This window comes from Cellvibrio mixtus subsp. mixtus J3-8, assembly GCF_000766945.1.
GTDB lineage: Bacteria > Pseudomonadota > Gammaproteobacteria > Pseudomonadales > Cellvibrionaceae > Cellvibrio > Cellvibrio mixtus_A.
The window spans coordinates 14,138-39,540 of the sequence record NZ_ALBT01000083.1 but is presented as its reverse complement, the minus strand read 5'-3'; the positions used below and the strand labels follow the sequence as shown (position 1 = coordinate 39,540).

General features: G+C 42.1%; 21 protein-coding genes. 10 read left to right on the top strand and 11 right to left on the bottom strand.

What is annotated here, in order from left to right:
- Window positions 1–12 precede the first annotated feature (12 nt).
- From A596_RS04740 to A596_RS04725, 4 genes are all read right to left on the bottom strand, one after another.
- Window positions 13–636 (bottom strand): hypothetical protein, encoded by a 624-nt coding sequence (locus A596_RS04740; protein WP_039913004.1) that lies wholly within the window; start codon window positions 634–636, stop codon window positions 13–15.
- A gap of 183 nt (window positions 637–819) precedes the next feature.
- On the bottom strand, window positions 820–1,350 hold the full coding sequence (locus tag A596_RS04735) for a GNAT family N-acetyltransferase (RefSeq protein ID WP_039913003.1): 531 nt from the start codon (window positions 1,348–1,350) through the stop codon (window positions 820–822).
- A complete protein-coding gene (locus tag A596_RS04730; RefSeq protein WP_039913002.1) occupies window positions 1,347–1,616 on the bottom strand; it encodes a type II toxin-antitoxin system TacA family antitoxin in 270 nt (89 codons plus the stop codon). The genes A596_RS04735 and A596_RS04730 overlap by 4 nt, the downstream gene beginning before the upstream one ends.
- A 158-nt stretch (window positions 1,617–1,774) precedes the next feature.
- Window positions 1,775–2,728, bottom strand: coding sequence for a LysR family transcriptional regulator (locus A596_RS04725; RefSeq protein ID WP_039913001.1), 954 nt, complete (start codon window positions 2,726–2,728; stop codon window positions 1,775–1,777).
- 149 nt (window positions 2,729–2,877) lie between these two features.
- On the opposite strand from A596_RS04725, the gene A596_RS04720 reads away from it, so the two are divergent.
- The 3 genes from A596_RS04720 to A596_RS04710 all read left to right on the top strand — a co-directional run bounded on the left by A596_RS04720 (window position 2,878) and on the right by A596_RS04710 (window position 5,271).
- On the top strand, window positions 2,878–3,855 hold the full coding sequence (locus tag A596_RS04720; RefSeq protein WP_052417239.1) for an alpha/beta hydrolase family protein: 978 nt from the start codon (window positions 2,878–2,880) through the stop codon (window positions 3,853–3,855).
- Window positions 3,856–3,974: 119 nt separating this feature from the next.
- On the top strand, window positions 3,975–4,613 hold the full coding sequence (locus A596_RS04715; protein WP_039913000.1) for an SDR family oxidoreductase: 639 nt from the start codon (window positions 3,975–3,977) through the stop codon (window positions 4,611–4,613).
- Window positions 4,614–4,626: 13 nt separating this feature from the next.
- A complete protein-coding gene (locus A596_RS04710; RefSeq protein ID WP_039912999.1) occupies window positions 4,627–5,271 on the top strand; it encodes a flavodoxin family protein in 645 nt (214 codons plus the stop codon).
- Window positions 5,272–5,375: 104 nt separating this feature from the next.
- Here A596_RS04710 and A596_RS04705 read toward each other — a convergent pair whose 3' ends face one another.
- Window positions 5,376–6,731 carry an ankyrin repeat domain-containing protein gene (locus A596_RS04705; RefSeq protein WP_039912998.1) on the bottom strand — a complete coding sequence of 452 codons (1,356 nt, stop codon included), beginning with the start codon at window positions 6,729–6,731 and terminating at the stop codon, window positions 5,376–5,378.
- 379 nt (window positions 6,732–7,110) lie between these two features.
- Here A596_RS04705 and A596_RS04700 point away from each other — a divergent pair, with 379 nt between their 5' ends.
- From A596_RS04700 to A596_RS04685, 4 genes are all read left to right on the top strand, one after another.
- The gene (locus A596_RS04700; protein WP_039912997.1) at window positions 7,111–8,568 is read left to right on the top strand and encodes a DUF3375 domain-containing protein; all 1,458 of its coding nucleotides are present in this window, start codon (window positions 7,111–7,113) and stop codon (window positions 8,566–8,568) included.
- 36 nt (window positions 8,569–8,604) lie between these two features.
- The gene (locus tag A596_RS04695) at window positions 8,605–9,276 is read left to right on the top strand and encodes a DUF4194 domain-containing protein (RefSeq protein WP_052417238.1); all 672 of its coding nucleotides are present in this window, start codon (window positions 8,605–8,607) and stop codon (window positions 9,274–9,276) included.
- Window positions 9,269–12,469 carry an ATP-binding protein gene (locus A596_RS04690; RefSeq protein ID WP_200882867.1) on the top strand — a complete coding sequence of 1,067 codons (3,201 nt, stop codon included), beginning with the start codon at window positions 9,269–9,271 and terminating at the stop codon, window positions 12,467–12,469. Before A596_RS04695 ends, A596_RS04690 begins: the two co-directional genes overlap by 8 nt.
- Window positions 12,470–12,668: 199 nt before the next feature.
- Window positions 12,669–13,868 carry a Wadjet anti-phage system protein JetD domain-containing protein gene (locus tag A596_RS04685; protein ID WP_200882866.1) on the top strand — a complete coding sequence of 400 codons (1,200 nt, stop codon included), beginning with the start codon at window positions 12,669–12,671 and terminating at the stop codon, window positions 13,866–13,868.
- Window positions 13,869–13,893: 25 nt separating this feature from the next.
- Here A596_RS04685 and A596_RS21890 read toward each other — a convergent pair whose 3' ends face one another.
- Entirely contained in the window at window positions 13,894–15,033 is a 1,140-nt protein-coding gene (locus A596_RS21890; RefSeq protein ID WP_052417237.1) for an FRG domain-containing protein, read from the bottom strand.
- 48 nt (window positions 15,034–15,081) lie between these two features.
- Complete coding sequence (locus A596_RS04675) at window positions 15,082–16,044, bottom strand: toll/interleukin-1 receptor domain-containing protein (RefSeq protein WP_039912993.1); 963 nt, start codon at window positions 16,042–16,044, stop codon at window positions 15,082–15,084.
- Window positions 16,045–16,443: 399 nt separating this feature from the next.
- Here A596_RS04675 and A596_RS04670 point away from each other — a divergent pair, with 399 nt between their 5' ends.
- Both A596_RS04670 and radC read left to right on the top strand, forming a co-directional pair.
- Window positions 16,444–17,403 (top strand): tyrosine-type recombinase/integrase, encoded by a 960-nt coding sequence (locus A596_RS04670; protein WP_052417236.1) that lies wholly within the window; start codon window positions 16,444–16,446, stop codon window positions 17,401–17,403.
- Window positions 17,404–17,897: 494 nt separating this feature from the next.
- The gene (gene radC, locus A596_RS04665) at window positions 17,898–18,398 is read left to right on the top strand and encodes a RadC family protein (RefSeq protein WP_039912992.1); all 501 of its coding nucleotides are present in this window, start codon (window positions 17,898–17,900) and stop codon (window positions 18,396–18,398) included.
- Between the two features lie 5 nt (window positions 18,399–18,403).
- Here the strand turns inward: radC and A596_RS04660 are convergent, their stop codons facing one another.
- Window positions 18,404–18,712 carry a helix-turn-helix domain-containing protein gene (locus A596_RS04660; protein ID WP_039912991.1) on the bottom strand — a complete coding sequence of 103 codons (309 nt, stop codon included), beginning with the start codon at window positions 18,710–18,712 and terminating at the stop codon, window positions 18,404–18,406.
- A 118-nt stretch (window positions 18,713–18,830) separates the two neighbouring features.
- On the opposite strand from A596_RS04660, the gene A596_RS04655 reads away from it, so the two are divergent.
- A complete protein-coding gene (locus tag A596_RS04655) occupies window positions 18,831–19,589 on the top strand; it encodes a toxin-antitoxin system YwqK family antitoxin (protein WP_039912990.1) in 759 nt (252 codons plus the stop codon).
- A 123-nt stretch (window positions 19,590–19,712) separates the two neighbouring features.
- Here A596_RS04655 and A596_RS04650 read toward each other — a convergent pair whose 3' ends face one another.
- The 3 genes from A596_RS04650 to A596_RS04640 all read right to left on the bottom strand — a co-directional run bounded on the left by A596_RS04650 (window position 19,713) and on the right by A596_RS04640 (window position 25,352).
- Window positions 19,713–22,220, bottom strand: a complete 2,508-nt coding sequence (locus A596_RS04650) for a nuclease-related domain-containing DEAD/DEAH box helicase (RefSeq protein ID WP_039912989.1) — start codon at window positions 22,218–22,220, stop codon at window positions 19,713–19,715.
- Window positions 22,221–22,313: 93 nt separating this feature from the next.
- Complete coding sequence (locus A596_RS04645; protein ID WP_039912988.1) at window positions 22,314–23,834, bottom strand: competence protein CoiA family protein; 1,521 nt, start codon at window positions 23,832–23,834, stop codon at window positions 22,314–22,316.
- A 114-nt stretch (window positions 23,835–23,948) separates the two neighbouring features.
- A complete protein-coding gene (locus tag A596_RS04640) occupies window positions 23,949–25,352 on the bottom strand; it encodes a DUF2130 domain-containing protein (protein ID WP_039912987.1) in 1,404 nt (467 codons plus the stop codon).
- Window positions 25,353–25,403 lie beyond the last annotated feature (51 nt).

The window sequence follows — 25,403 nt, the reverse complement described above, 5'->3', positions numbered from 1 at the left end:
CTTGAAGTTAGATTATGAGGCTTTCGGGTGTCTAGTAAAGTCTGGGAAGTCCACATATTCTTTACCTGGAGACTTACAAGACCACTGATATATATCGAGCTTTGTTAAATCTAAAATTAAATGCAAACAAATATGCAGCCATCGCCCAAACTCACTAGAAGTGATTACTCCACCAATTTTCTGAGCCTCTAACGGAAATATGTTTTTATCAACATGCGCAGAAAGCTTATTTCTGGCAGTTGTAATATTTGACTTGTGATCGTGAGGCAAAAGACGAGAATATATTTTTTGTATCTCTGACACTTCCTTAACCTTTGAATCATCTAACAACCCACGAGTTTCCTCATTGCATTGAATATTATTGCAAAGATCATCTAAAGATATAATTAAAGAATGTAAAGGAGTTAGCGCAATCTTTAACTTTCTTTTTCTTTTCGTAGAATTTTTTTGATTCGACGAATCAATTAAAAGATCATCTAAATCTCTTAAAGACTCCAAACATCGCCATAATTTTTGGGAAGCACTATTTGAAGGATACCAAGAATCCACCTCAACAGCCTCTAACGAGTCAGAAATATTTCTTGGAGTATTATCCAAATATATCGGCATTCCTTTGTTTTTCATATCTTCACTCATAACAGATATCCCATATTAGGACTAGAGACAATTAAGCTCAGACTCGAATTAAAATAGGACTTAGTCCGCTTTGAGCACAGAAGCGCCCCCTCTTACCAATGAAGGTTATCGCATGCATTTTCCAAAATAAAATCCATAACTCAGTAAAAATGGAATTCCTCATTGGAGAGAGAGGCTAAAACATTATCCGAACAACTCAGACATCTGCTTCATGGGAATAAACAATCGGGAGCGTTCGTTGTATTTACACAATTCCTGAAACCCATACTTTAAATAAAAGCTTTCTGCACTTTTATTGAGGCAATCCACTACCACAGCATATGCTGGCATATGAGCGCTAATGTTGTGGAAGTATTCAAGCGCATTCACAAGAGCAACCTTACCCAACCCTAAACCTTTAAATTCCTGGTGCACTGCTAACTGCGCGAGAAGAAATACCGGGATAGGATAGCGAGGTAGTTTTTTAGCGATCCCCTCTGGTAAGTCTTCACGCTTTATTAATGATGGCGCAATGGAATAAAACGCACAGATAGGCACTTTTCCATTCGGTAAAGATAAGGATGCAGGCAACACCATAGTTTTGCTGATGCCCGCATCCATAAGTCTTGAAGCCTGGCTTCGAATGAAGCTATTTAATTCAGGCTCACCACAATCAAAAGACTCTCTGTCATGGATTGTTTTATCCAGGCTGACAAATTCTTTTGTATAACTCACTTAAATCCCTGTTCTTTGGCAAATTGAACGGCGTTTGTCAGTGCGGAATTGGGTTTGCTGGCCTTATTACATGCATCCATAAATCTATCGAAAACATCATTTTCTACAGTCATGGATTCATATTGGGCTATGACTTTGGTCGAATTTTCATTCAGTACACTAACAACATAATCAGTCAGGCTCTTATGGCCCAGCAATACTGAGGCTTTTTCAGCCTTGGCCTTAATTTGCTCATCAAGGCGCATGTCTAAGCGGGATGTCGCCATGGGATACCTCGAATATAGTGAAATTGTACGGAAAACACCCGTACAAAAAATGATACAACCAAACCACCCTCCAGATCAACACGTACGGATAGCTTACGTACAATAGAACTCAATCGTCCTATAGCCTTTAAAATGAAGAGTACCGAACCCTTTTCTTTTTAATTTCTTTTTAGATTGCTCTCACGGATTTCCATCACAAGCTGCTCTCGCTGTTCAATCAAAAAATCCATCAGCGAGCGGATTTTGGCTGGCATTTGCGCACGCGATGGAATATAGAGATAAAAACCTGGAAATGGCTGACACCAGGGTGCCAACACTCGCACTAACCGTCCATCTTCAAGATGTTTACGAACGCAAATATCCAGATACTTAATCAAGCCCACGCCCTGCACCGCCGCGTTAAGCATGTTCTCGTCATCATTGAAGATGGCATTACCTTTAGGCTCAAACACGAGGGTATTTGTTTGGTCATCCGACGAGGTAAATGACCAGCGATCAATCGTGCCACTGGAAGTAAAGCGATAAGCCAAGCAGTTGTGATTTATCAAATCCTCTGGCGTTTTGGGAACACCATACTGTTCAAAGTAAGCCGGTGAACCAACAATCGCCATTTCGATGGGCGGTGTAATGGGCACCGCTACCATGTGCTCGTCCAAACTCTCGCCCAATCGAATACCCGCATCCATTCCATCGGCAACAATATTGGAGAAGCCATCGTTCATCACCAATTCCAACCGCAGTTTGGGATAGCGCGCTAAAAACCTTCCCATATGAGGCTCGATCAATAGCCGTGCGGCGATGCGTGAACTATTCATGCGGATTAACCCCGAGGGTTCCGCACTCGCCTCACCCAATTCCGCGATGGCTTTCTCGATAGAGGCTAACGCAGGTTGCAGCACATCCAGTAAACGCTGCCCCTCTTCCGTCAGCGACATATCCCGTGTGGTGCGATTGATTAAACGTACATTCAGCTGCTGCTCCAACCCTTTCAGGTGTTGTGACAAAGCCGCCCGCGTGACCTCCATTTCCGTAGCGGCTTTGGTGAAGCTACGGTGGCGGGCAATGTGGGCGAACCAAGTCAGTACGTAGAGTGTTGATGGTTGTATAGGCATATTGTTTAGTTTAACTAACGACTTATGTCTTTTAAAGCCTATTTATCCAACACAATAGCGAGCCTAAGATGGGTTCATGCATGTGATGCAACTCCAACCGCAAACATGCCACTCTCACCCACCATTAGATATTTTTAGGAGTCACCATCATGACTGGAATTTCAAAAGAAAGAATGCAAAAAGCCCTGGAACAGGAAAAAACCATCTCTGCCGATGATCACGCTAAAGTCAAAGCGCTGGCCGGTATGATCAAAATGCCGCGCAGTTTTATCTTCAAAAATCCCGACGAATACGGCATGACTGGCTGGTACGACCTGTCCATCCCCTCGGATGATGGCACTCCACTCGAAGCCTGGTACATCCCGGCCAAAGGTGGTGAAAGCAACAAACTCGTTATTTTCAATCATGCCCTGCCGATGTGCCGCGCGGGTTACCCTGGCCACATGGGCGAGCCCTGGAGCAACTTCGTCGAAGCGGTCGAGATTGATTTCGTTATCCAGTACAAACACCTGACCGATGCAGGTTACAACGTTTTGACCTACGATTTCCGCAACCACGGGCAAAGCGGTGCAGCAAATAACGGTGTTAGCGGTGTCGGCCAATGGGAATGGCGCGATTGCGTAGGAGTGAAGAAATTTGTCGATGCCCACCCGCGCCTGAGCAAAATGGATGTCGCTCTTTTCAGTCAATGCCTAGGTGGTATTTCGCAGTACGCGGCAATCACCAAGCATCCGGAGTTATTCAAGAATGTGAAATGTATGGCCAGCCCGCTGGTACCTAACATGACATCCGTGTTTGAAAAACTTTCTGGTTACCAAAGCATATCGCAGTATCAGGAGTTGATCGATCTGGAGTTATTGAAGCTGGGCGGTTTCGCTGCCGCTGATATGTCCGGCGCACTCTGGGCACCGAATGTAAAAGATATTCCCATCCTGATGTGGCAAGTTCTGGAAGATGCAGTCATCAATAATCCATCAGATGCAGAGCGCACCTTCAATGCTTTGGGTACCAGCGATAAAGAACTTTATTGGATTGAAGGCACGACTAGCCGGTTCGGTGATGGCTACAACTGGTTTGGCCGCCATCCACAGAAAGTGTTGTCATTCCTGGCCAAGTATATGGACTAACTCCTTTGGGCTACTTTTCGGATTAACACGCCCAAGCAAAAGCCGCAGCGGCAACGGTAGTAATACCGGCATAAACACTGCGGCCATTCCCATTCTGAATTCGAAACAGGAATCACATCATGAATAACCTGCTCATACTTGGCGCTAGCGGCCAAATCGCGCAATGGGTAGTTAAGGCGCTAGCCGATGATCAGAACATCAACCAGACCTTGCTGCTGCGCAATCCCAAAAAGCTCACTGGTAGAGAGCCCACGAACGCCAAAGTGGTGATCGGCAATGTGCTGGACAAAAAGTTGCTCAAACAAACCATGGCTGGACAGAATTTCGTTTATGCCAACCTGATCGGTGACGATCTCGATAAACAAGCACAAGCCATTATCACCGCCATGCAATCCGAAGGTGTAAAACGCCTGGTGTTCGTGTTATCGCTAGGCATCTACAACGAAATACCCGGAAAATTTGGCGAATGGAACCACGCGATTATCGGTGAAGACCTCAAACCTTATCGCCGTACAGCGGATCTCATTGAGGCGTCCGGCTTGGACTACACCATTCTGCGCCCAGCTTGGTTAACGGATGAAAACGAAGTGGATTATGAAATCACTACCAAAGGCGAACCATTCAAAGGCACCGTAGTATCACGCAAGAGTGTGGGCGAGTTAATCAGCAACATTATTATCAATCCCGAATTGCATCTGGGTGAAAATCTGGGCGTGAATAAACCCAACAGCGACGGCGATAAACCGTATTTCATGTAAAGTGAGGACGCAGATGCTCAAGTGGATTATTGTTGGAATCGCCTTACTCTTAACGGCAATTGCGATGGTACCAATTGCCGTTACATACATTGAAAAGCAGCAAGCGCGTGATAATGCCGAAAAATTAGCGCATGCAAAAAATGTCAATCAATCGGAAGCAAAAACTGCTGTGATTGTTTTTTCCCGTTCGGGCAATACCGCAGTGTTAGCACAACATATTGCGCAGCAATGGCAGGCGGATTTTTATCGCCTAGAAGCATCAGATTACGAACTTGGTCTTAAAGGTTGGACGAATGCCATGCAGGATGCGCGCAGTATTCGCACCGAGATAAGCCCCAGGCAAATTGACCTTTCGGCTTACAACACTATTTATCTCGGCTCACCCATTTGGCTCTACAGCCCTGCCCCACCCATTTGGGCATTTGTGGAAAATAATAATTTCCAGGGTAAGCATGTTGTTTTCTTCAATACCTTCAACAGTAAATTCGAGCAGACATATATCGATCAATTTAAACAATTATTATTGGACAAAGGTGCAATTTCATTTGAACACCGACATGTAAAACGCGGGCGTATGGGACAACAAATTTCTACTGAGGTGATGTTGGAAATTTATGATAATTACCCATCTAAAAACGTCAACAACAAGATTGAGTAATGTAAATTTATTATCAGATTTTTGATTTTCTTATCGGTAAATTAGCGGACATTTAAAATCGGGGGAAAAGCTCCCCCGCCATGAACTAAAAGAAATCACTTGCCTCAATCGTGCTTCTTGAAAATTTGATCGAAAATAGATTCAAATTTTGATTCAGATTCCGCGATTTCTTTATCCGCCGCCTGTGCAATCACTTCAGGTGTTTTACCCTCTTTGTTTTTTAGTGTTGCATCGGCACCAAGAGAGATAAAAAACTCATAAAGCCCTCCAAATCCATACCCTGCGGCATGATGAAGTAAACTGCATCCATCATTATCCAAACTATCAATGGGTATACCTAGTTTTTTTGCTGTTCTGTAGTATTTTTTTGTATCTTCGAAAAGCTTTTCCTTCTCGATAGCATCGGCACTATAAATACAATAAAACCAGCTTATCCTGTCATGAAAATAGCTAACATCACTATGCTTCGACCTACGTGCAAATAGATTTTTTATGCTACTTCCCTGCCCTAATAAATAGTAGCAAACATCTAGATCACCCGCAGCGAGCGCATTATCAAGAAGCGCAGGGGCATCAAAACACGCGCCGTAATTATTTAATATTTTGAGAAAAGCTAATGGAGCATCGCCAACCTCCATACTGACTATCTCATCGATTCCAAGGTAAGGAAGGAACTTTTCAATATGTTTAACATATTCATTTTCAGTGGTGGCGGAGAATGATTCTCCATAGTTTTCGCTAATACACTCCCGCAGATATAAATCAAAATTTTCTCTATTGTCCAGAAAAAATGGCGTTTCGCCCCGCATCATTTCGTCAATAAAAAACTCAGTTATTTTTTCAAGAGGAATATCGGGTGAATTCATGTAAGCATATTGATCTCGGGAAGAACACAAATAATTCTCTCCGAAACTTCCAAGATATTGCTCATCACCATCTCCAATAAATGTAAGAAGCCAATAGCCACCGTCTTGATCTTGCAGATCATCGAAATCTTCATCTTTCCAGTGCTTGAACTCGATTTGAGTAACTGCATCCCAATTGAGCGCGGTTTTTATCGCGCTATATTTATCCTTGGCAAACAAAACATCATTCTCCTTGAATCTATATCCTCCTGTTACCTCGAAATCTTCGTAAAATTTTATGAACGTGGTAAAACCTGTATACTTTTTAAAGTAATCATAGAGTTTCAAAGGGTTCTTTATACTTTTTAACACAAGATCACGAACGTCTTTATGGTGTCCGCGATGATCAAAAGCACATTGTGCTTCTTGTCTTTCCTTGTATTTCTTTATCTTCGAGTCAAAGACATTGGACGTATCAAATCCGAGCAAAGAAGAAATGACTTCTTTCAGAACACTTTTTTTGATTTTTACGTGTTGTTCTGAAAGTTGATTGTGAAGAGTTTCGATTGTGCGATGGGCATTTTCAATAGAGATGGTATAACTATATTCTGTCATGATAATAACCTTTTAAACATGCAAGCTCTTTAAGATGATTAGCCTTCCCCGTTAGCCAAATAAACAGTGAGCCTGCAGATTGGTAAAAGATTATTAGTCAAAAAATCAAAAATATATCAGGACAGATGCCATAAAATGGGGATAGCGGGATGTCCGGCCCACGGCGTTACGCAACCGCCAGAAAAGGCTAACATAGCACCACACCTCAATCAACAGGTTAGGTAACTTTTGATCAACTCCTCAACTAATACTTCAACCACATATTTGCCCTGTATTAAGCTTTTGCTGTAATTGAATGTAATGGCCAAGATGATTCCACTGATACTATTAATCACACTCCTAATTTGAAAAATATATTGCGTCATAATTTGGATAAAGGATGCACCTATTGGACTTTGTTACCCTCGACAACTTACGCACTCACCACCCGGCATGGCGGTTGTTGTGTTCGGATCATGCCCCATTGGTAGCAAGTTTTCTGTACCGAGTGTTTGTACAGCCAAATGTCCGCTTGATAGCGGCAGCGGACTTGGCTGAGCTATTAGAAGATGAGCTTTATGCATTGCGCCAACAACTTGGTGAAAACGCATTCCCCAGATCAGGACTTGACTACCTCAATGATTGGGCTGCACCCGACAAGGGTTGGTTACGCAAATTCTACAAACCAGGCACAGATGAAGCACAGTTTGATCTGACACCAGCCACAGAAAGGGCAATTGCATGGCTGGGACAACTGAACGAACGGCAGTTCATTGGTACCGAATCGCGCTTGCTCACACTATTTGATCTGCTCAAACAAATGAGTGAAGGCAGCGAGACAGACCCAGCCAAGCGCATCGCCGAACTGCACAAACGCCGTGATGAAATAGACACAGAGATTGCCCGCGTTATAGCGGGCGATGCTCCGTTATTGGATGACACAGCGCTGAAGGATCGTTTTCAACAGTTCATACAAGGCGCAAAGGACCTGTTGACCGATTTTCGAGAAGTAGAATATAACTTCCGCCAACTTGATCGACGAGTGCGCGAGCGCATTGCTCTCTGGGAAGGCAGTAAAGGCGAACTCTTGGAAGACATCATGGGGGAACGAGATGCGATTGCTGACTCTGATCAAGGTAAGAGCTTCCGCGCATTCTGGGAGTTTTTACTATCAAGCCGCCGCCAAGAAGAGCTGACCGAGCTGTTGGATCGGGTACTCGCTTTGCCAGCTGTAAGTGACCTGAACCCCGACACTCGCACACGGCGAATTCACTATGATTGGATGGAAGCGGGTGAACACACCCAACGCACCGTTGCTGCCTTATCACAGCAATTACGCAGATTTCTGGATGATCAAGCGTGGTTGGAAAACCGCCGCATCATGGACATTCTACAAAGTATCGAAAGTAAAGCTTTAGCGCTACGGGAAGTACCGCCTGAAGGCGTCATTATGGAAATGGCTGAAGCCAAAGCCGATATAGAATTAGCGATGGAGCGGCCATTGTTCACACCAACAATCAAGCCAATCATCGCTAATATTGCGCTGCAAGTAGGTGATGAGGATATTGATCCATCAGCGCTCTTCGATCAGGTGGTAGTGGACAAAGCACGACTCACACGTCACATTCGTCACGCCCTACAAGATAAAGCCCAAATTACGTTGAGTGAGTTGGTGGTCAGCCAGCCCTTGCAGCAAGGACTAGCTGAATTAGTGGTTTATTTGCAGTTGGGCAGTGAGACTTTCACAACTGTGGTCGATGAAAGCACAAATGAACCAATCCAATGGCAAGCCTTGGCAATAGATGGCGTGATATTTACCCGTAGTGCCCAGTTACCCAGGATAATTTTCACACGCTAAGATATCGTTAAATAAGAACAAACGATGAGGCAAGGGATGGAAGAATTCTCGAACACCACATATGCAGCCCCCACCGAGGCTCCTGCTAATGATTTATCAATACTGCTAATCAATTTACTTAAAAACGTACTCTATCGTGACGGCGATGAACGCCTCTGGGCAGCGCTACTGAAGCTGCAAGCTCGAGTACGTGACTATGTGGCAATACTCAATCTTGACCTGATCCTGGATGAAGCTGAAGGTTACGCCTTTTTGAAAAGTCGACCTGACCCAACCGACGATAAACCCTCAACCCATCTGCCCCGATTGGTTGTGCGCCGCCCCCTATCATTTGCAGTCAGCTTACTACTCGCGCTGTTACGCAAAAAACTGGCAGAGTTTGATGCCAGCGGTGGCGACACACGTTTGGTACTCAGCCGCGATGAAATAGTAGAACTAGTGCGTGTTTTTCTTCCCGATGGACCCAATGAAGCAAAACTAATTGATCAGATCGAAAATACCATCACCAAAGTCGTTGAGCTAGGCTTTCTACACAAACTCAAACCTGCCTCCGGCGCCACTTCTGGCCCCAACAGCTATGAGGTTCGCCGAATTCTAAAAGCGTTTGTCGATGCACAATGGTTAGCCGAATTTGATGCAAGATTAGCGATCTACCAATCTGCGCTGTCGGGCACAGGCTCCAACAAAGAGGGAGCACAAGATGAATAACCCGGAAGTTTTAGGATTGGACTTCGTAGCCGATGATACCCTCTCTGGCTTTCGCCTACAGAGATTGGAAGTTTTCAACTGGGGAACCTTTGACAGCAGAGTGTGGACATTACAGCTGGAAGGTAAAAATGGGTTGCTCACTGGCGATATAGGCTCCGGTAAATCTACTTTAGTTGATGCCATTACCACGCTACTTGTACCCGCAAACCGTATCGCCTACAACAAGGCCGCTGGTGCCGACAACAAAGAACGAACGCTTCGCTCTTACGTGCTCGGGCACTATAAATCTGAACGCAGCGAAATTACTGGCACAGCAAAACCAGTTAGTTTGCGTGATAACAATGGTTATTCTGTCATTTTGGGAGTATTCCATAACGCCGGCTATGACCAGACGGTGAGCCTGGCACAAGTTTTCTGGATGAAAGACTCTCAAGGACAACCGGCACGTTTTTTTATGGGGGCAGAAAAGGCATTATCTATTGCCACTGATTTCGCTAACTTTGGTTCAGACATCACCCAATTGCGTAAAAAATTGCGTAATGCAGGTGCAGAGATCAATGACAGCTTTCCTCCTTATGCTGCTTGGTTTCGCCGCCGATTCGGTATTGAGAACGATCAAGCGCTAGAGCTTTTTCATCAAACCGTATCGATGAAATCCGTGGGAAACCTTACCGAATTTGTACGCAGCCACATGCTGGAACCATTTGAAGTTGCTCCACGAATACAAGCACTAATAACGCATTTTGATGATCTTAGCCGTGCTCACCAAGCTGTACTCAAAGCACAAGAACAAATTGAGTTGTTAACACCGCTCGTTGCAGATTGCAACCGACATCAGTTGCTTGTAGCAGAGGTCGAAGGCTTGCGCACTTGCCGTGAACACCTTCGCCCTTACTTTGCTGAGTTAAAACTGAACTTGCTAAACAAGCGCCTGAATATTTTGACCGAAGACTGGACCCGCGCAAATGTACAAGTACAAAATCTTGAGAGTATTCACGACGAACAAAGTAACCAAGTTGACGAGCTGAAACAGGCAATTAATGACAACGGTGGTGACCGCCTAGAAAAACTCGCCGCCGATATTCGCAAGAAAGAACAATTACGAGATACCCGCAAGATTAAAGCACAACGCTACAATGACCTTGCCACCTTATTAGGTGAACCGATAGCAATGGATGCAGAGAATTTTGCAAATCAACGCGGGAATTTTACACTTTGGCGCGAAGATGCGCGTAACCTCGATGCTGATTTACAGAACTCATTAACTGAGCAAGCCATGATCATGCGTGATGGAAAAAAAGAACATGATCAACTATCAAGTGAAATCGATAGCCTCAAAAATCGCACAAGTAAAATTGAAGATAAGCACATCCGGATACGCACTGCGATTTGTACCGCACTGGGGCTGAATGCGGATGACATGCCTTTCGCAGGTGAACTTATTCAGGTACGCGAAGAAGAACGTGATTGGGAAGGAGCGGCAGAACGTCTCTTGCGTAGCTTCGGGCTTTCGCTTCTAGTACCTGATGCACATTATAAAGTTGTTGCGGAATGGGTAGATAACAACCATTTGCGTGGTCGCTTAGTATATTTCCATGTGCGACCACGCAAATCGGGCGAAATGCCTGACTTACACCGTGATTCATTAGTCCGCAAGCTAGCAATTAAACTCGATTCCCCCTATTACGACTGGCTAGAGCGAGAGCTCACACATCGATTCGATGTTGCCTGCTGTGCGACCCAAGAACAGTTTCGGCGCGAAGTACGTGCCATAACACGGGCGGGCCAAATTAAAGATCCTAGTGGGAGGCACGAAAAAGATGATCGTAACCGCATTGAGGATGACAGCCATTATGTGCTCGGCTGGAACAACAGTGCAAAAATTGTCGCGCTGGAGGTAAAACGCCGTCAGCTCGAAAAACGCTTGGGCGATCTGGGCGGAAAGATCAATAAAATAGAATTCGAACGCCAGCAATTACGAAGTCGACTCGAAACTCTTGCGCGCCTTGAAGAGTTTACGAACTTTGAAGAGCTTGACTGGACTAGCGTAGCAACTAATATCGCACGGCTTGAAGATGAGCGTTCAGCGCTGGAGCAAGCGTCTGATGTTCTCAAGCAGCTGAATGACAATCTGCGAGAATTGCAGCAAACGTTAAAGGGTACTGTAACTGAACTCCAATCAGCACGAGATACGCGCGCCAAAGTGGAACAAAAACATACCGATGCTCAGGAGCTTCACCAACAAACAGCTGATTTACTTCAAGAGGCTACTGTAGAAGAATTGTCGTTAGCTAAACTGGAAACTATGCGTGCCGAAGCGCTGGGCGAGCACCAATTAACTGTAGAATCCTGCGGTAACCGCGAACAGGATATGCGAGCCTGGATACAAAATAAAATTGATAATGAAACTAAGGCACAAGGACGATTAAGTGAAAAAATTATTAAAGCCATGTCTTTCTTCAAAGAAAAATTCAAACTGGAAACAGCCGAAATCGATGCCAGCCTGGACGCTACTTACGAGTACGAGAATCTACTAGTACAACTCAATAAAGATGATCTACCACGTTTTCTCAATCGCTTTAAAGAACTGCTCAATGTTAACACTATTAATGAAATAGCCAACTTTAATGCGCAATTGGCGCGGGAGCGAGAAACAATTAAAGAACGCATCGCGCACATTAACAAGTCACTTGCAGGAATCGACTACAATTCTGGACGTTACATAGTTTTAGAATCACAACCCAGCCCCGACGCTGAGGTTCGCGATTTCCAACAAGAACTACGCGCTTGCACTGAGGGTGCATTCACAAGCTCTATTGAAGATATCAACGATGCACAATATTCAGAGGAAAAGTTTTTGCAGGTCAAAGCCATTATTGATCGATTCCGAGGTCGCGAAGGCTTATCAGAACAGGATCGCCGATGGACCGCGAAAGTTACCGATGTGCGAAACTGGTTTTTATTTGCTGCCAGTGAGCGCTGGCGTGAAGACGACACCGAGCATGAGCACTATTCGGACTCAGGTGGAAAATCAGGAGGCCAAAAAGAAAAATTGGCCTATACCATTCTTGCGGCAAGCTTGGCCATCAATTCGGACTGGAATGGGGCGCAGTGCGCTCACGCTCGTTCCGTTTCGCGGTCATTGACGAAGCTTTTGGGCGCGGCTCGGATGAATCTGCGCAATATGGATTAAAATTATTCCGACAACTTAATCTGCAATTGTTAATTGTTACCCCACTGCAAAAAATTCACATCATAGAACCCTTTGTTGCCAATGTAGGCTTTGTACACAACGAAGGTGGTCGAGCTTCAAAATTACGCAACCTCTCCATCGAAGAATATCGAGAACAAAAAAATAAAGATGTAACCAACCTACCTAGGGCTCCAGAATAATGTGGACGACACCTAAAGATATAAAAACTCAATTATTACGGTTTTGGGACAACGGTGACTTATTACGAGATGACGTTACGGGAAACACAGCATTTCCATTATCGTTGAAAATCAAAAGCCCTTCATCAACGGACATCACTAATCGCTTCGAAGATGTACGTAAATGGATCGCAGAATTGGCAAACACCAGATCGCTGCGAGTGGAATGGCGAGAGGTTCGCCATCCTGTGCAAGGGTTACAAAGACTCCCTCAGCGCATATGGATCGACTCAATTGATGATGCCCTCTACCTCATTGATAAACAGCAAGAGAGGAATATATTTAAATCATTGGTCGAACAAACTCATCAAGATTGCCCAGGCCTATTACCTTGGTTGGAAAAACGACCGCTGCTGGCAGTCGAGCTGGCAAACAAGTGGCAACATTTATTAGCCATAGTGAATTGGATCAGCACACATCCACTGCCGAAAATTTATTTGCGCCAAGTGGATATACCTTTAATAAGCACTAAATTTATCGAATCGCACCGCCCTGTCCTCTCCGAGCTACTTGATCTAGTTATACCCGCAAGCCACATAGACACAACCAAGAGCGGTACCAGCCAATTCGCAGCCCGCTATGGTTTTTTAGAGAAGCCCATACGCATTCGTTTTCGTATTCTAGATCCTAAAATTCAAGCACTTACAGGCATCTCTTGTCCAGATATTACACTGGATGTCAGTAGCTTTAGCCAACTGAAGATTAACGTTCAGAAAATATTAATTACTGAAAATGAAATCAATTTTTTAGCATTACCTAACCTACCAGCCTCAATTGCTATTTTTGGCTCTGGATATGGATGGGATGCATTAGCAAAAGCTCAATGGCTGGAACAATGTGCCATTCATTATTGGGGAGATATTGATACTCATGGCTTCGCCATTTTAAATCAACTACGCGGCCATTTCAGTCATGTCAAATCTTTCCTTATGGACAGAACGACCCTCGAAGCTCACAAATCTTTATGGGGAATCGAGGATAAACCTCAACGAGCAGATCTGCACAAGTTGACCCCTGAAGAACTAGACTTATATAACCATCTTCGGGATAACCGTATCCAAACCGGACTACGTTTGGAGCAAGAGCATATTGGATATCACTGGGTGCAAAAACATATTTCTCAGCTGTTCAGTCTCAGGTCAACCGATACCGCAACTTAATTAAGGTTAATTCAATAATAGGCTTCTACTTGACTGTAAATGGTGAAAACTTTCCTTTCAATTCCTTTGCTAATTCGTGTAGTTCAGGAAACAAATAACTACGAGTCATACCCAAGTGAGCCAAATCTTTTAATAAACTACTTTTTGCGCTAGCTTTTATGGTGACAACGATAGATTGTTGCACATTTTGAATCGTCCAATGAATGGTTTTAGCAGGAGAGCAAATAAGGAAAGCGCCTCTCTGACGCCGAATGCGCTCATTATTAATTGGCGGATTAACAAAATAATAGAAAGTAAATTGTTGTATAAATCTATGCAACAAACGTTCGTCGCTCTGCCCTATCTTTAACTGCCCGCAAATGGTTTTAATGGTCTTTGCTGAGAAATCTAAATACTCTTTAGAGAAACTCATCAAAAATATATTTGCCCTTAATATCTCCGGCTTATCATTTAAGTTTGCTGTCTCAACATCAGCGCCAAAAAGATCATTCCATTGCTGCGAAAAATAATCAACGGAAGAGTCAATATCTGCCAATAAAGCAGCAACCCCCAAAATGTCCATATTTGAATTTATTTTTTCCAATGCTGTTATATAAGCCAATAATGCAGCTTGAAAAGCCTGATCAAATTTAGCGTATCGACTATTAACACCTTGATACCTCTTAAAAAAACCAACAAGGTTTTCGGCTATTTGCACACCCAGCAGATCTAAATTAGAACGGACTTCCAAACCGACAAATGCATGCTCTGGAACAGACGAAGAGTAGTCAACTAAAGACAAACCCCTAGAAAAAGCAATCACTTGACCATCATCTGATGAAACATCCTCACATGCAAAATACAGAGCAACAAGAGGGTTCGCAGTAACATCAAGCAATCTTGTAGGCAATCCATGATGCTGCATGCGAACCAGTCTATCAAACACGGTATGATCATTAATAAATGCCATGGGATCTTGTCGCAACATTTCCTGATACAAATGATGCTCTACAGCACGATAACTTTCACCCGCGCTGTTTTCACGGTAAACGCTTGGAACTAATTGGTAAGAAATGTCAGCATGACCCCGATAAAAAACAATGGAATTTTCCTGAGCCGTTTCTTGCTGAATTTTCTGTGTCCACTCCAAATATTCAGCAATAGATGCAATTTCCGTTTTAAGCATTTTATTGTTAACCTCGTGTCCTTAAATACTCATGATCACTGGATATTTTTACTGTTGTAACGGTTTTATTAATATATCCCAGAATGCATCTGCTGCCCCCTCTTGAGACAATTTCGCTTCCGGATTTTTAAAATTCCACATTCCTGTTAATTTCAAATACATGGACTGATCATCTGCCTCCACATAGAGCATTTCATTGTAGCTGTTCATTCCGCGCACAGACACATCAGATGAGTAAGAAATTCCTTTACCAGTTATCGTTCCTGCCCCCAGATTAATGGCACACTCATTACTTCGAGTTCCACTCACATAAATCGTTGCAGTGAAAGTGTTTGCATCAATCTGACGAAATTGCGTATCTATTCCGGGGTTTCTATTTTTCAACTCAGCTAAAGATGCCTCGAAATACTTTGCAATAAATTGAAACGATTCCTGGTAAAACTGGTCGCGGTCGTAATCTGAAAATGTCTTTCTAAGCCTAAGATTGCTGGAACGAAAGGGGGGCTCAACAATTGATTTTTGAGTGGTAGAGATAGATTCACCCTGAGATTGGGATATTGGAACTTGATTTTGGTGTAAATCTTTTATCACTGCACGAATTTGCAGAACAACATCCAGATAAGCCTCATCCATGATCGCCCAAGAAGCAATGGGCTTACCATCTTTAGGAGCAGCTAATAACCTACCAATTGGCGTGTTTGTCCAATCACAAGCATGCACAATAACAGGTATTACCCTAGCCTCCTTGGCATGATGCCGCTCCATTGCCCGCTTCATTTCTATAGAATAGCAATAATGAGAACCTAAGAAACTGGCACTAACTAATAAAAGAATAATGTCAGCCGAATTGATATTCCTATCGATTTCGTTATTCAAATCAGTGCCTGCTAAAATCCTTCTATCATGCCAGGATTCGATCAACCCCTCATGACGCAGAGGTGACAAGTGCTTCTCCAATCGATCACGATAGGATTCGTCCTCATGCGAGTACGAAAAAAATACCTTCGCCATTTTCAGCTCCATTGAGAAAATTTTGGATATCATTCTATCCCAAATCACTTAATTATTTCACTACTCCAAAAATAATCAGATACACATCATTCCTCTGAACAAGAAAGATAGTTTCAGTCACACCGAGAGAAAACCTTTAAAAAAATCGTCCAAATTGCCATTAGAGGCAATACACAAGCATTAACTCAACAAAAAAGGCCTGAACAGCGGCTGGAGATACGAAAGGAACCGCTCCTCAGATTAATTTAATTATTGATTTCCCTAATCTTTTTACTCGGTTTAATGTGCATTAAACCGCTAGTACTCTCCCCCTTCGTTCTAACCCTTTTCACACATCAACTATCCCTGATCAAATCCATTGATCGCAGGACTTCTATTACTGTTTAAACAGGAGGCCTTATGGCTAACCACGCAGTTAAAACCAAACTTTCAACATCAAAATTTAAAACAGAAATAAAATCAGCTTATTCAATTTATTTGGATAGCCTGGCTCCCACAGGACGAAAATCGATGAAGACGTTACTACAACAATGTGCATCTATCCTGGGCCATGAAAAACCTATCGAACGTTTTGACTGGAGCACACTGACCTTTGAAAAAGTGCAACTGATTCGCTCAATATTTACGGAGGCAGGATACGCAGTTAGCAGTATCAACCTTACTTTAGCGGGATTAAAAGGTGTTGCCAAAACAGCTTTCAATCTGGGGCAAATCAATGCAGATACCCTATTGCGAATCAATTCAGTTAAAACATTAAAAGGCAATGCAACAAGGACCGGCAGGCGCTTATCAAACACAGAAATCACAAAACTGCTCGAAGGCTGCAACAAAATCACCTGCCCTACTGCAAGATCGCGCGACCGTGCGATTTTATTGGTAGGCATCGGGGCTGGTTTGCGCTGTTCGGAAATCTGTTCGCTTGATGTTGGTGACATTGATATTAAGAATGGTGTTTTGACGGTGATGGAGGGCAAAGGCAGAAAGCATCGTCAAATATTTTTAGCAGCCGAAGTAATAGCAGCCTTAAAAGAATGGAAACAATATCGCCATAGCAGTAGCAGTGCACTGTTTTGCAAGATTATCAAAAGTGGAAAAGTAATTGACAATAGATTGTCGCCAAGTGGCTTGGATTACATGCTCACCTCATTGCAAGCATTATCTGGTGTCGAGAAATTTACACCGCACGATTTGCGCAGAACGTTCATTACTCAGCTGCTTGAAAAAGGAGTGGACTTAAACACGGTTCGGCAACTCGCGGGACACAGCGATGTCAGCACGACCACCCGGTACGATAAACGCGATATGGCATGGCAAAAGGAAGCATCACAAGGAATTAGCTTCAGTAGAACCTCACTATAGGAGAGCTACTGTTAATTCATTGCAACATCGAAATACTTTCACCACCCTCTTCCACCCGCACCAATCTAAAAAAACTCAAACCTACATCATCTCAATGAGCCGCCCTTGAAGCGGTGCCATTGTTTAATCGAGGTGAGTTATGAGTATCTTTTGCCCCAAATGCAATTCTCCAAATGTATCCGGCTCGCAAATAGCCCAAAGAACTGGTGCGTCTATAGGCACTATCGGCGGAGCTATTTACGGTTATCGAATCGGAACGATATTCGGCCCTGTTGGCATGTTTACTGGCGCAATAGCCGGACTAATCTGCGGTTCTATTAGTGGCTGCGAGGCGGGTCATGCCGTTGGCAAGATGATCGATGAAAAGGTCATTAGCGAATACGTATGCAATACCTGCCATTACACCTTCAGTAACTAATTTACATTTCCACCACAGCATAAAGCCCCGGAGCCTAAAAAGCTCCGGGGCTTTATGCTTTTAGGAGTTATGAAAAATGAGTAACGATTTGTATCTAAATTCCACGGAGAATACAGAGACAGAAAAACTTCCTGAAAATATTTCGGAGGAAGATGTCCTTTATTGGGCAGAAAAAATTGTAACGAAACGATTTACCCGCAGTAATTATTTAACCTCACCAGATGCCACGAGAGAATTTCTGCAAATTATTCTCGCCAAAGAACATCGGGAGCTTTTTATTGTTATTTTCCTAGATAATCAAAATGGTGTTCTTGGTTATGAAACCTTATTTCAGGGGACGATTGACGGTGCCGCAATCTATCCGCGAGAGATCGTAAAAGCCGTGCTCGACAACAACTCAGCATCCGTGATTTTGGCCCACAATCACCCCAGCGGAACCGCAATGCCAAGCGAAGCTGACAAACGTATTACCACTCGTGTAATCCAGGCTCTCGATACTATTGATGTCAGGGTGTTGGATCATTTGGTGGTGGGAGGGATTGATATAGTGAGTTTTGCTGAAAGAGGCCTAATTTAAGCATTTTATAACTCCAATAAACATTCTTTTAGCCTCATTAAAACTTGTGCCTTTTTATCTTTATTTATTCTGTGTATTTGCACAGCTATCGAAGCAATATCGTCATCCTTTGCGTAAAAGTACGCTTCAGGCACATTTAATACCTTTGCTAATCGTTCTACCATTGAAAAATCAGGTTCATGCTTACCTTTCTCATATTGATTCATCCTGGCACTTGCAGACATTTCATCAATACCGGCCAAAATTCCTAACCGCTCTTGAGATAGAGCAGCTTCTTGCCTTGCTGCCTTTAACCTTTTGGAGAATATCAGCATCTTAGCCTCCTATACGTGAGGCTAAGATATTCTTAGGTTATACTTCAAATTGTACTAAGGAATCCTTAGTTTTCAGCGTAAATGAAATACCCCTCTTTTCAACACAGGAAAAAAGAAAATGCTCAATAAATATACAGCGCTAATTTGCACCTTCTTTGTGACTCTAATCGTTACCGGCTGCAATCAAACAATTGATGCAAGACAGCTAAAGCTCATTCAAGGACTGCATTACAAAATTAATGACAATGAACCGTTTACCGGTACCGTAACGAACTACCGCAACCTAGGAGCTTTTTCCACTAGTTGCTCTGTCGAAATGAAGGAGGGTCAACTAGATGGGAATTTTGAGTGCAAAACAAAAAATGGATTTACGACAACTAAATTAGAATATAAAAATAATCTTAAAAATGGCGTGGAGCAGGTATGGGATGAAGAAAGCGGAAATTTAGTTTCAAAAACTTCATGGAAAGAAGGGAAACGTGATGGTTCAGATGAACGATATAACTACAAAACAGGAAAACTAATACAAATCACTCATTGGTCAGAAAACAGAAAGGAAGGTGAAGAAAAAATATGGGATGCAAGTGGAGAAAAATTACTAACCCATCTTGACTGGGAAGATGGAAAACAGTCTGGGTTTAGTACATGGAGTGAATGGGAGGAAAACTATAAAGATGGAAAATTGCACGGAACACGCAAACACTTCGGACTAAAGCAAAATGCGTCGTACGATGAGTATCAAGCCGCCTCCACTGAAATTCAGCTTCTCAATGCAGGAACTTTCTCTATTGGGCTTTTAAAAGATGGCTATGTTCAGTGGGAAGAAGAATATGAAAATGGCAATCTGATATCAAAAACGGAATATGAACATAAATAATTTATTTTTTATTAGTTGCACTAGTCTCGACAAAATCTGACACTTCAACTTGAAAGAAGACAAGTCACTACACTACAAAACTGACTTGTCTTCTTATCACTATGAGTTTTTATGTAAAAATCATCAACCAATTATCGTTCCAAATATTTCCTCATTAATTTTCCTCTGCCCTTTACTAACGGTCTCAATAACCTTGAGCTTTTCAAGGTTAGCGCACGCGGCATTTACAAATCCTTGCCACTGGGGAAATGAAAATTCTTTCAAGCCATCATTAAAATTATGGCACGCCTTGGCCACTTCTGATATTTTAAATTCAAAAATCCTTCGCCTAACATAATCTTTATGTAAAACAAAAATTGCCAACACCATTGCAACCTTACCAATTCCTGCATGTGAATCAATTAAATCAATAAGCAATTTTTCATCATGCTTAAATTTATGTCTTTTCATTACACCAATAGCAAAAAGATATGGATCTATGCTCTTCCTTACCTCATCAGGATGATCATTTGGATTTTCAAGAATATCATTGATATATTCATAATGACCTTCAAAACGCTCATCTCTTGAATTAAAACTAGTTCTACAAGGTACGCATATTCTCCTCTCATTGCCAATGCCACCTGTTGAAACCTCCTTATCAATTAGGGCACGCTGAATATCAATAATATCTGTTACATGCGGTGTTAGTGCACCACAAATCTGACAAAACCGTAATGAAACAGAAGAAGTAAAACCTATGGAATGCTCAGGAATTAACCTGCAATATTGTCGATCTTTATTTCTCCAGGTATAAATCAGGGGCGACTCAACTTGAGTAAAGTGTTCAACAACTAATAATCTAAAGGACTCAGGTATTTGAGGACACAATGAATAACCATTCCAATAACCACACCAATTAATAGCAACACTGCCACCAATGACCGGCTCAAATAACAAAGAACTATTATGAATGGCGGTTGAAACAAATGATTTCTTCAACTCAGTATCAACATCATCTTTTTTCTCAAGATATAACGCCTTTCCTAAACTCGAATACCGTTCCTCGCTAACATCAAAAGCATCTAAAATCACTATACAACGGCTAGTCGCTCTAGAATATGCACAAAAAAACTCTGTGTCCGACATATCTGCATGAGCAAAAATTATAATTATTGGCGATTCCATTCCTCGATAACGCCCAATTGTTTCAACCCTAATTCCTTGAGGGACCAATTCTACAGAAACACTTTTCGATGAAGGTTTGAGCACGGTAATCCATTCGAAAGGAATATTCTCTGCTCTAAGCTTCTGTATCACCTGAGATAAACTGGTCTCCTGACTGTGAGCAGCTATTTCGGCTAATGCATCCAGCTCCTCATACCGAGGATTTGTCACCGAATACTCGGGCATAACAAACAGTTTTAAACGATTACAAATTGCTTTTGGAATTCTTAAGCTTTGTGTTAATAAATAAGGTTTTGCGCCGATAAACGCTTCCAATTGTTCTCCTGTAGACGGCTGCTCATAAGGGAATGCCTGAGCAACATCATACATAACAACAATCTTCTTATGTTCGAACGCAGAAAATAGTGTCTGCCAACCGATTTCTCTAATTGCCTGCCCCTCATCAACAATCAGAGCATCATATTGATCAAAAAAATGAAACTCTTTCGATTGTTCAAGCGCTTTATAAGCACCATCATTCAACCAATCATTACCCTCAACTGCCAAACCACAAAATTCAGCGGATTGACGACATAAACCATGAAAGGTAAAAACACTAGTATTGGCAAAGTCCGTTAATTCTTCTTCGATTTTATCAGCTATAAGCTTATTAACAGTTAAGAACAATACACGCTGATTGTTATCAGATAAATTACGAGCCGTTTGTATTGCGACAATTGTTTTACCTGATCCAGGCCAACCACTTACCAGGAACTTTGTCTTTTTTGTCGCAAGAGCAACACATTCTGTCTGCTCAGGAGTTAAACTAAGCCATACCCTATTGTCATTTTCAATTCTGGAATACCAACATGGACTGTAGTCTTTTTCGGGAACAATTAAGGATACAAGCTGCAACAACTCATTACTTTTAAATGCTTCAAATAATCGCTGCTTACGAAAGTAGTCCATAATTTCAGTGATGCGCTTTTCGATATTGGGAATATCGTCAATATCTATCACTAAATTCAAAGGAGGATCACATGACCAATCTACCGCCTCAGGTGGGAGGTCATTCAAAGATACTTGAGATTGTGGAAAGCAAAAGCAGTGACCTATGAACAGTTGCCGCCCTTTATTCTTAAACCAATTTTGAAGAGCAAACACACCCCGCCTCAGCTGTCCCTGTGGATTTGATGCCTGCGTGCCCTGACTATAATAAAATCCACTGGAATTGTGCTGAATTGCCCCGCCCTTGACCTCTATCGCCAAAACACCATAAAACTCATGAAAAATCAAAAAATCAATTTCCCCAATGGGACTTTTACTGCCCTCTCTAAACTTGTCCACAATTGAGGACAGCCATGGAAGACTGTGGATAACATGAAAATTATCATCCAGCCCACTTTTAAGTAAATTATAAACAAGTGGCTCTGCTATCGAGCTATCATTTTCCTTAGGGCCAAAATCTGGGTACATCACTGCCATTTATTACAAACCACGCAAAATAAAAAGTATTCAGATGAAAACTAAAAAATTAAACACCAAATATCCAAGAAAAATGTAATCTAACTTCTAATCTCATTTAACTTTAATTTTTTCCCATGGAACAAATTTTTTGGGAAGCATCTTAGAAACATTAAAGAATTGAGCCCCTTCGTGCCCCACCAATCCTATTGACTCAAGATCTTTAAACCAAAACCACAGGTCCTTTTGACGTTTGTTAATAGATTCACTTGTATCAGACCAACTCAAAAGACGAGATAACCATTTACATTCAGCTATTGAGGATAAATAAACAACTTCTTCTTTCTTTTTAAATACATAGTAGTACCAAACCAGTCCCTTCCATATAGACCAAGTTGTATTCCAATGAAAAACAACAGGACCGATATAAGAAGGCGGTGAGATGTTCAGCTTATTAGCAATAAATGCAAGTTTTTCTAAGTTATTTAAGCCAATAAAATATTCAGCAAAACTATCTATTCTTTTTTCAGACTCCAGTCGCTGATTCTCTCGTTTTTGATATTTTTCCACAGCCTTAGCATTTAACTTATCGATCCAACGGTCAATTCCAACCCAAGTAAGCCCACATTTCTCAAGGCTCACAGATTCAAACTCATTGATATCTACGGAGATAATCAGGGAGGGGCTACCAATGGAAATGGTAGATATATCAATACCATCAAGAATAAAATAAACACCAACAGGTATTTTATTATTCACAATTCCCGTTGACTCAATAATTCCGTTAAATCTGGAACAAACATCTAAAAATTTGGTAATTTTCGGTGTCTCGCTCACCTCAACTGTTGTAATACTAGAATCACTAGTTTGAGAAAATTTTGCTTTGAGGATTGGCCAATTAAGCAGATTCAGCTGTTTAATCTCTGAATCCATAATAAGCGAACAGAATCCATCGAAGGTAGCAGCCTCATCTCTAATCTGATCTTGAATTTTTTGATTAAGATCTACCCTAGCTGCATCTATCCGATATCGGGCATGTACACAATGAATCCAGCATCTAGACGCGCTTCTTAGAACCGCTTCCTCAATCAGTTCAACCGAAGCATTCCACTTCATATCGAAAAGCATAATTTCAATACAAGATACATCTGCTGCTTCGTATTTTTGCTGTTCAACTTCAGTCTTTCTGTTAGTAACACATATTTCAATGGCAACTTCCTGTTGATCACATATTGCTAAGACATCCGCTATTAGATCAGACCTGATTCTGACTTCCTGACTGGCCGCACTTATTTCAGCAAGGCGAGATGGGACACTCCACACCCCCTCAAAATGACGTCTTCTTATATCCTGCTGGGACACCGTGCCGGAAATTTCTGGTAGCAATATTGAAAAATGATTAGTTGCAGCATCCTCAATGACTTGCTTCGCTGCCCGATGCAATGCACTCTCGCCGTTACACTCAATAGGTACGGCATGAGCAAAATGCCATACCACTTGATCGCCTTTTTTTGCAATAAGAGGTGATCCGCAATCCGGGCACACACAGTCGCATTTCTTTCCTCGCTCAGCCATTTCAATATGACGCATTCGTCCAGAGGCATGAAGCCCCCAACCTAATTTGGCGCTATTCATCTGCAACTCTGAATAATTTAACTTTATTGATAACCCTAAAACTGAAAAAACAAGATGTCATCTGGCCTTGATATAGATTTTCGCCAATTACTGGCTTTTGATAAAAATTCAATTTTAACTAGGTGATTCACTACTCTTTAATTCAGCAAACTTTGCAGCCATCGTTGGGTTATTTTTGGTTAGTTTCTTAACCGTCAAATCATCCGCTTTATTGTTGGCAAGACGAAGATTATTTTCAGAACCAAGAAGAGCTTCTTTAGTTTTTTGAAGGTGATCAATAGTTTTATCAATTTCATCTATTGCAGTTTTAAATTTCTTGGAGGCCAACTCATAATTTCTAGCAAAGCCTGTCTTAAATTCATCGAGCTCACTCTCAAAGTTAGTAATATCGATATTCTGGGCCTTAACGAGTGCTAGTTCTGTTTTGAACTTTAGTGAATTCTGGGCAGCGTTTCTAAGTAAAGTAATTATTGGGATGAAGAATTGGGGACGGACAATATACATTTTCGGAAAGCGATGAGAGACATCGACAATCCCAGAGTTGTAAAGCTCACTATCGGGCTCTAAAAGTGAAACAAGCACTGCATATTCGCAATTTTTTTCACTTCTATCTTTATCTAGCTCTTTTAGGAAGTCTTCGTTCTTTTTCTTGGTAGCGGTTTGGTCATTTTCGTTTTTCATTTCAAACATTATCGACACTATTTCAGTGTTAGCGTCGTCCGAATCTCGAAAAATGTAATCTCCCTTGCTACCGCTTCGAGCGTCGTTATCTTTCTCGAAATATGCTTTTGGAAAAGCTGTTGCCCGGATTCGATTAAATTCAATCTCACAATGCTGCTCAAGTGTTTCACCAACCATCTTGGTTGACAGGCGAGCCTTCATGTCGCGTAAGCGTTCAATCGTATCATCGCGATCTTTGATTTGCGTTTCATACTTGTCTTTGAGTGAGCTTTCAGCAAGCTGTTTCTCAAGTCTTGCTCGCTCAAGGTCACTCTTCAGTTGGTCACGTTCTTTTTCAACTGTATTAACCGCAGTAGTAATAGCAAGCCTTTGAGAGATCTGAATGGAATCGAGTTGGGCTTTCAGCGCCTGAATTTCGCCATCTTTAACTGCGGTAGCTTTCTGAAGCTCATGCACAAGCTTCGCTTCGGCAAGCTGTAAGTCAGTCTGTTTATCATGTTTTGCTTGTTTGAGCTCATTCGCCAGTACATCACGCTCTTTTTCCAAAACACCTAACGCTTCATTTACAGCAAGCTTCTGCTTGACTTCACCAGCTTCAAGCTTAGCTTTCAACTCCTTGATTTCAGAATCCTTAGCAAAGGCGACTTTTCCTAACTCACTAGTGATCTTGGTTGTAGCCAATTCAACAGCATTTCGCTTATCTTGCTCTGCCAATTCAAGCCGTTCATGCAACTGCTGCTCGAAATCGTTATCCCGAACTTGCTTTAGAATATCAGCATACCCAGCTTCGTCAATTTTGAATGCTTTTTTGCAATGAGGGCAGATTATTTCGTGCATAACTATTTTTCCTTCGCAACTTTTTTCACAAAAACCATATCATGACCTCAC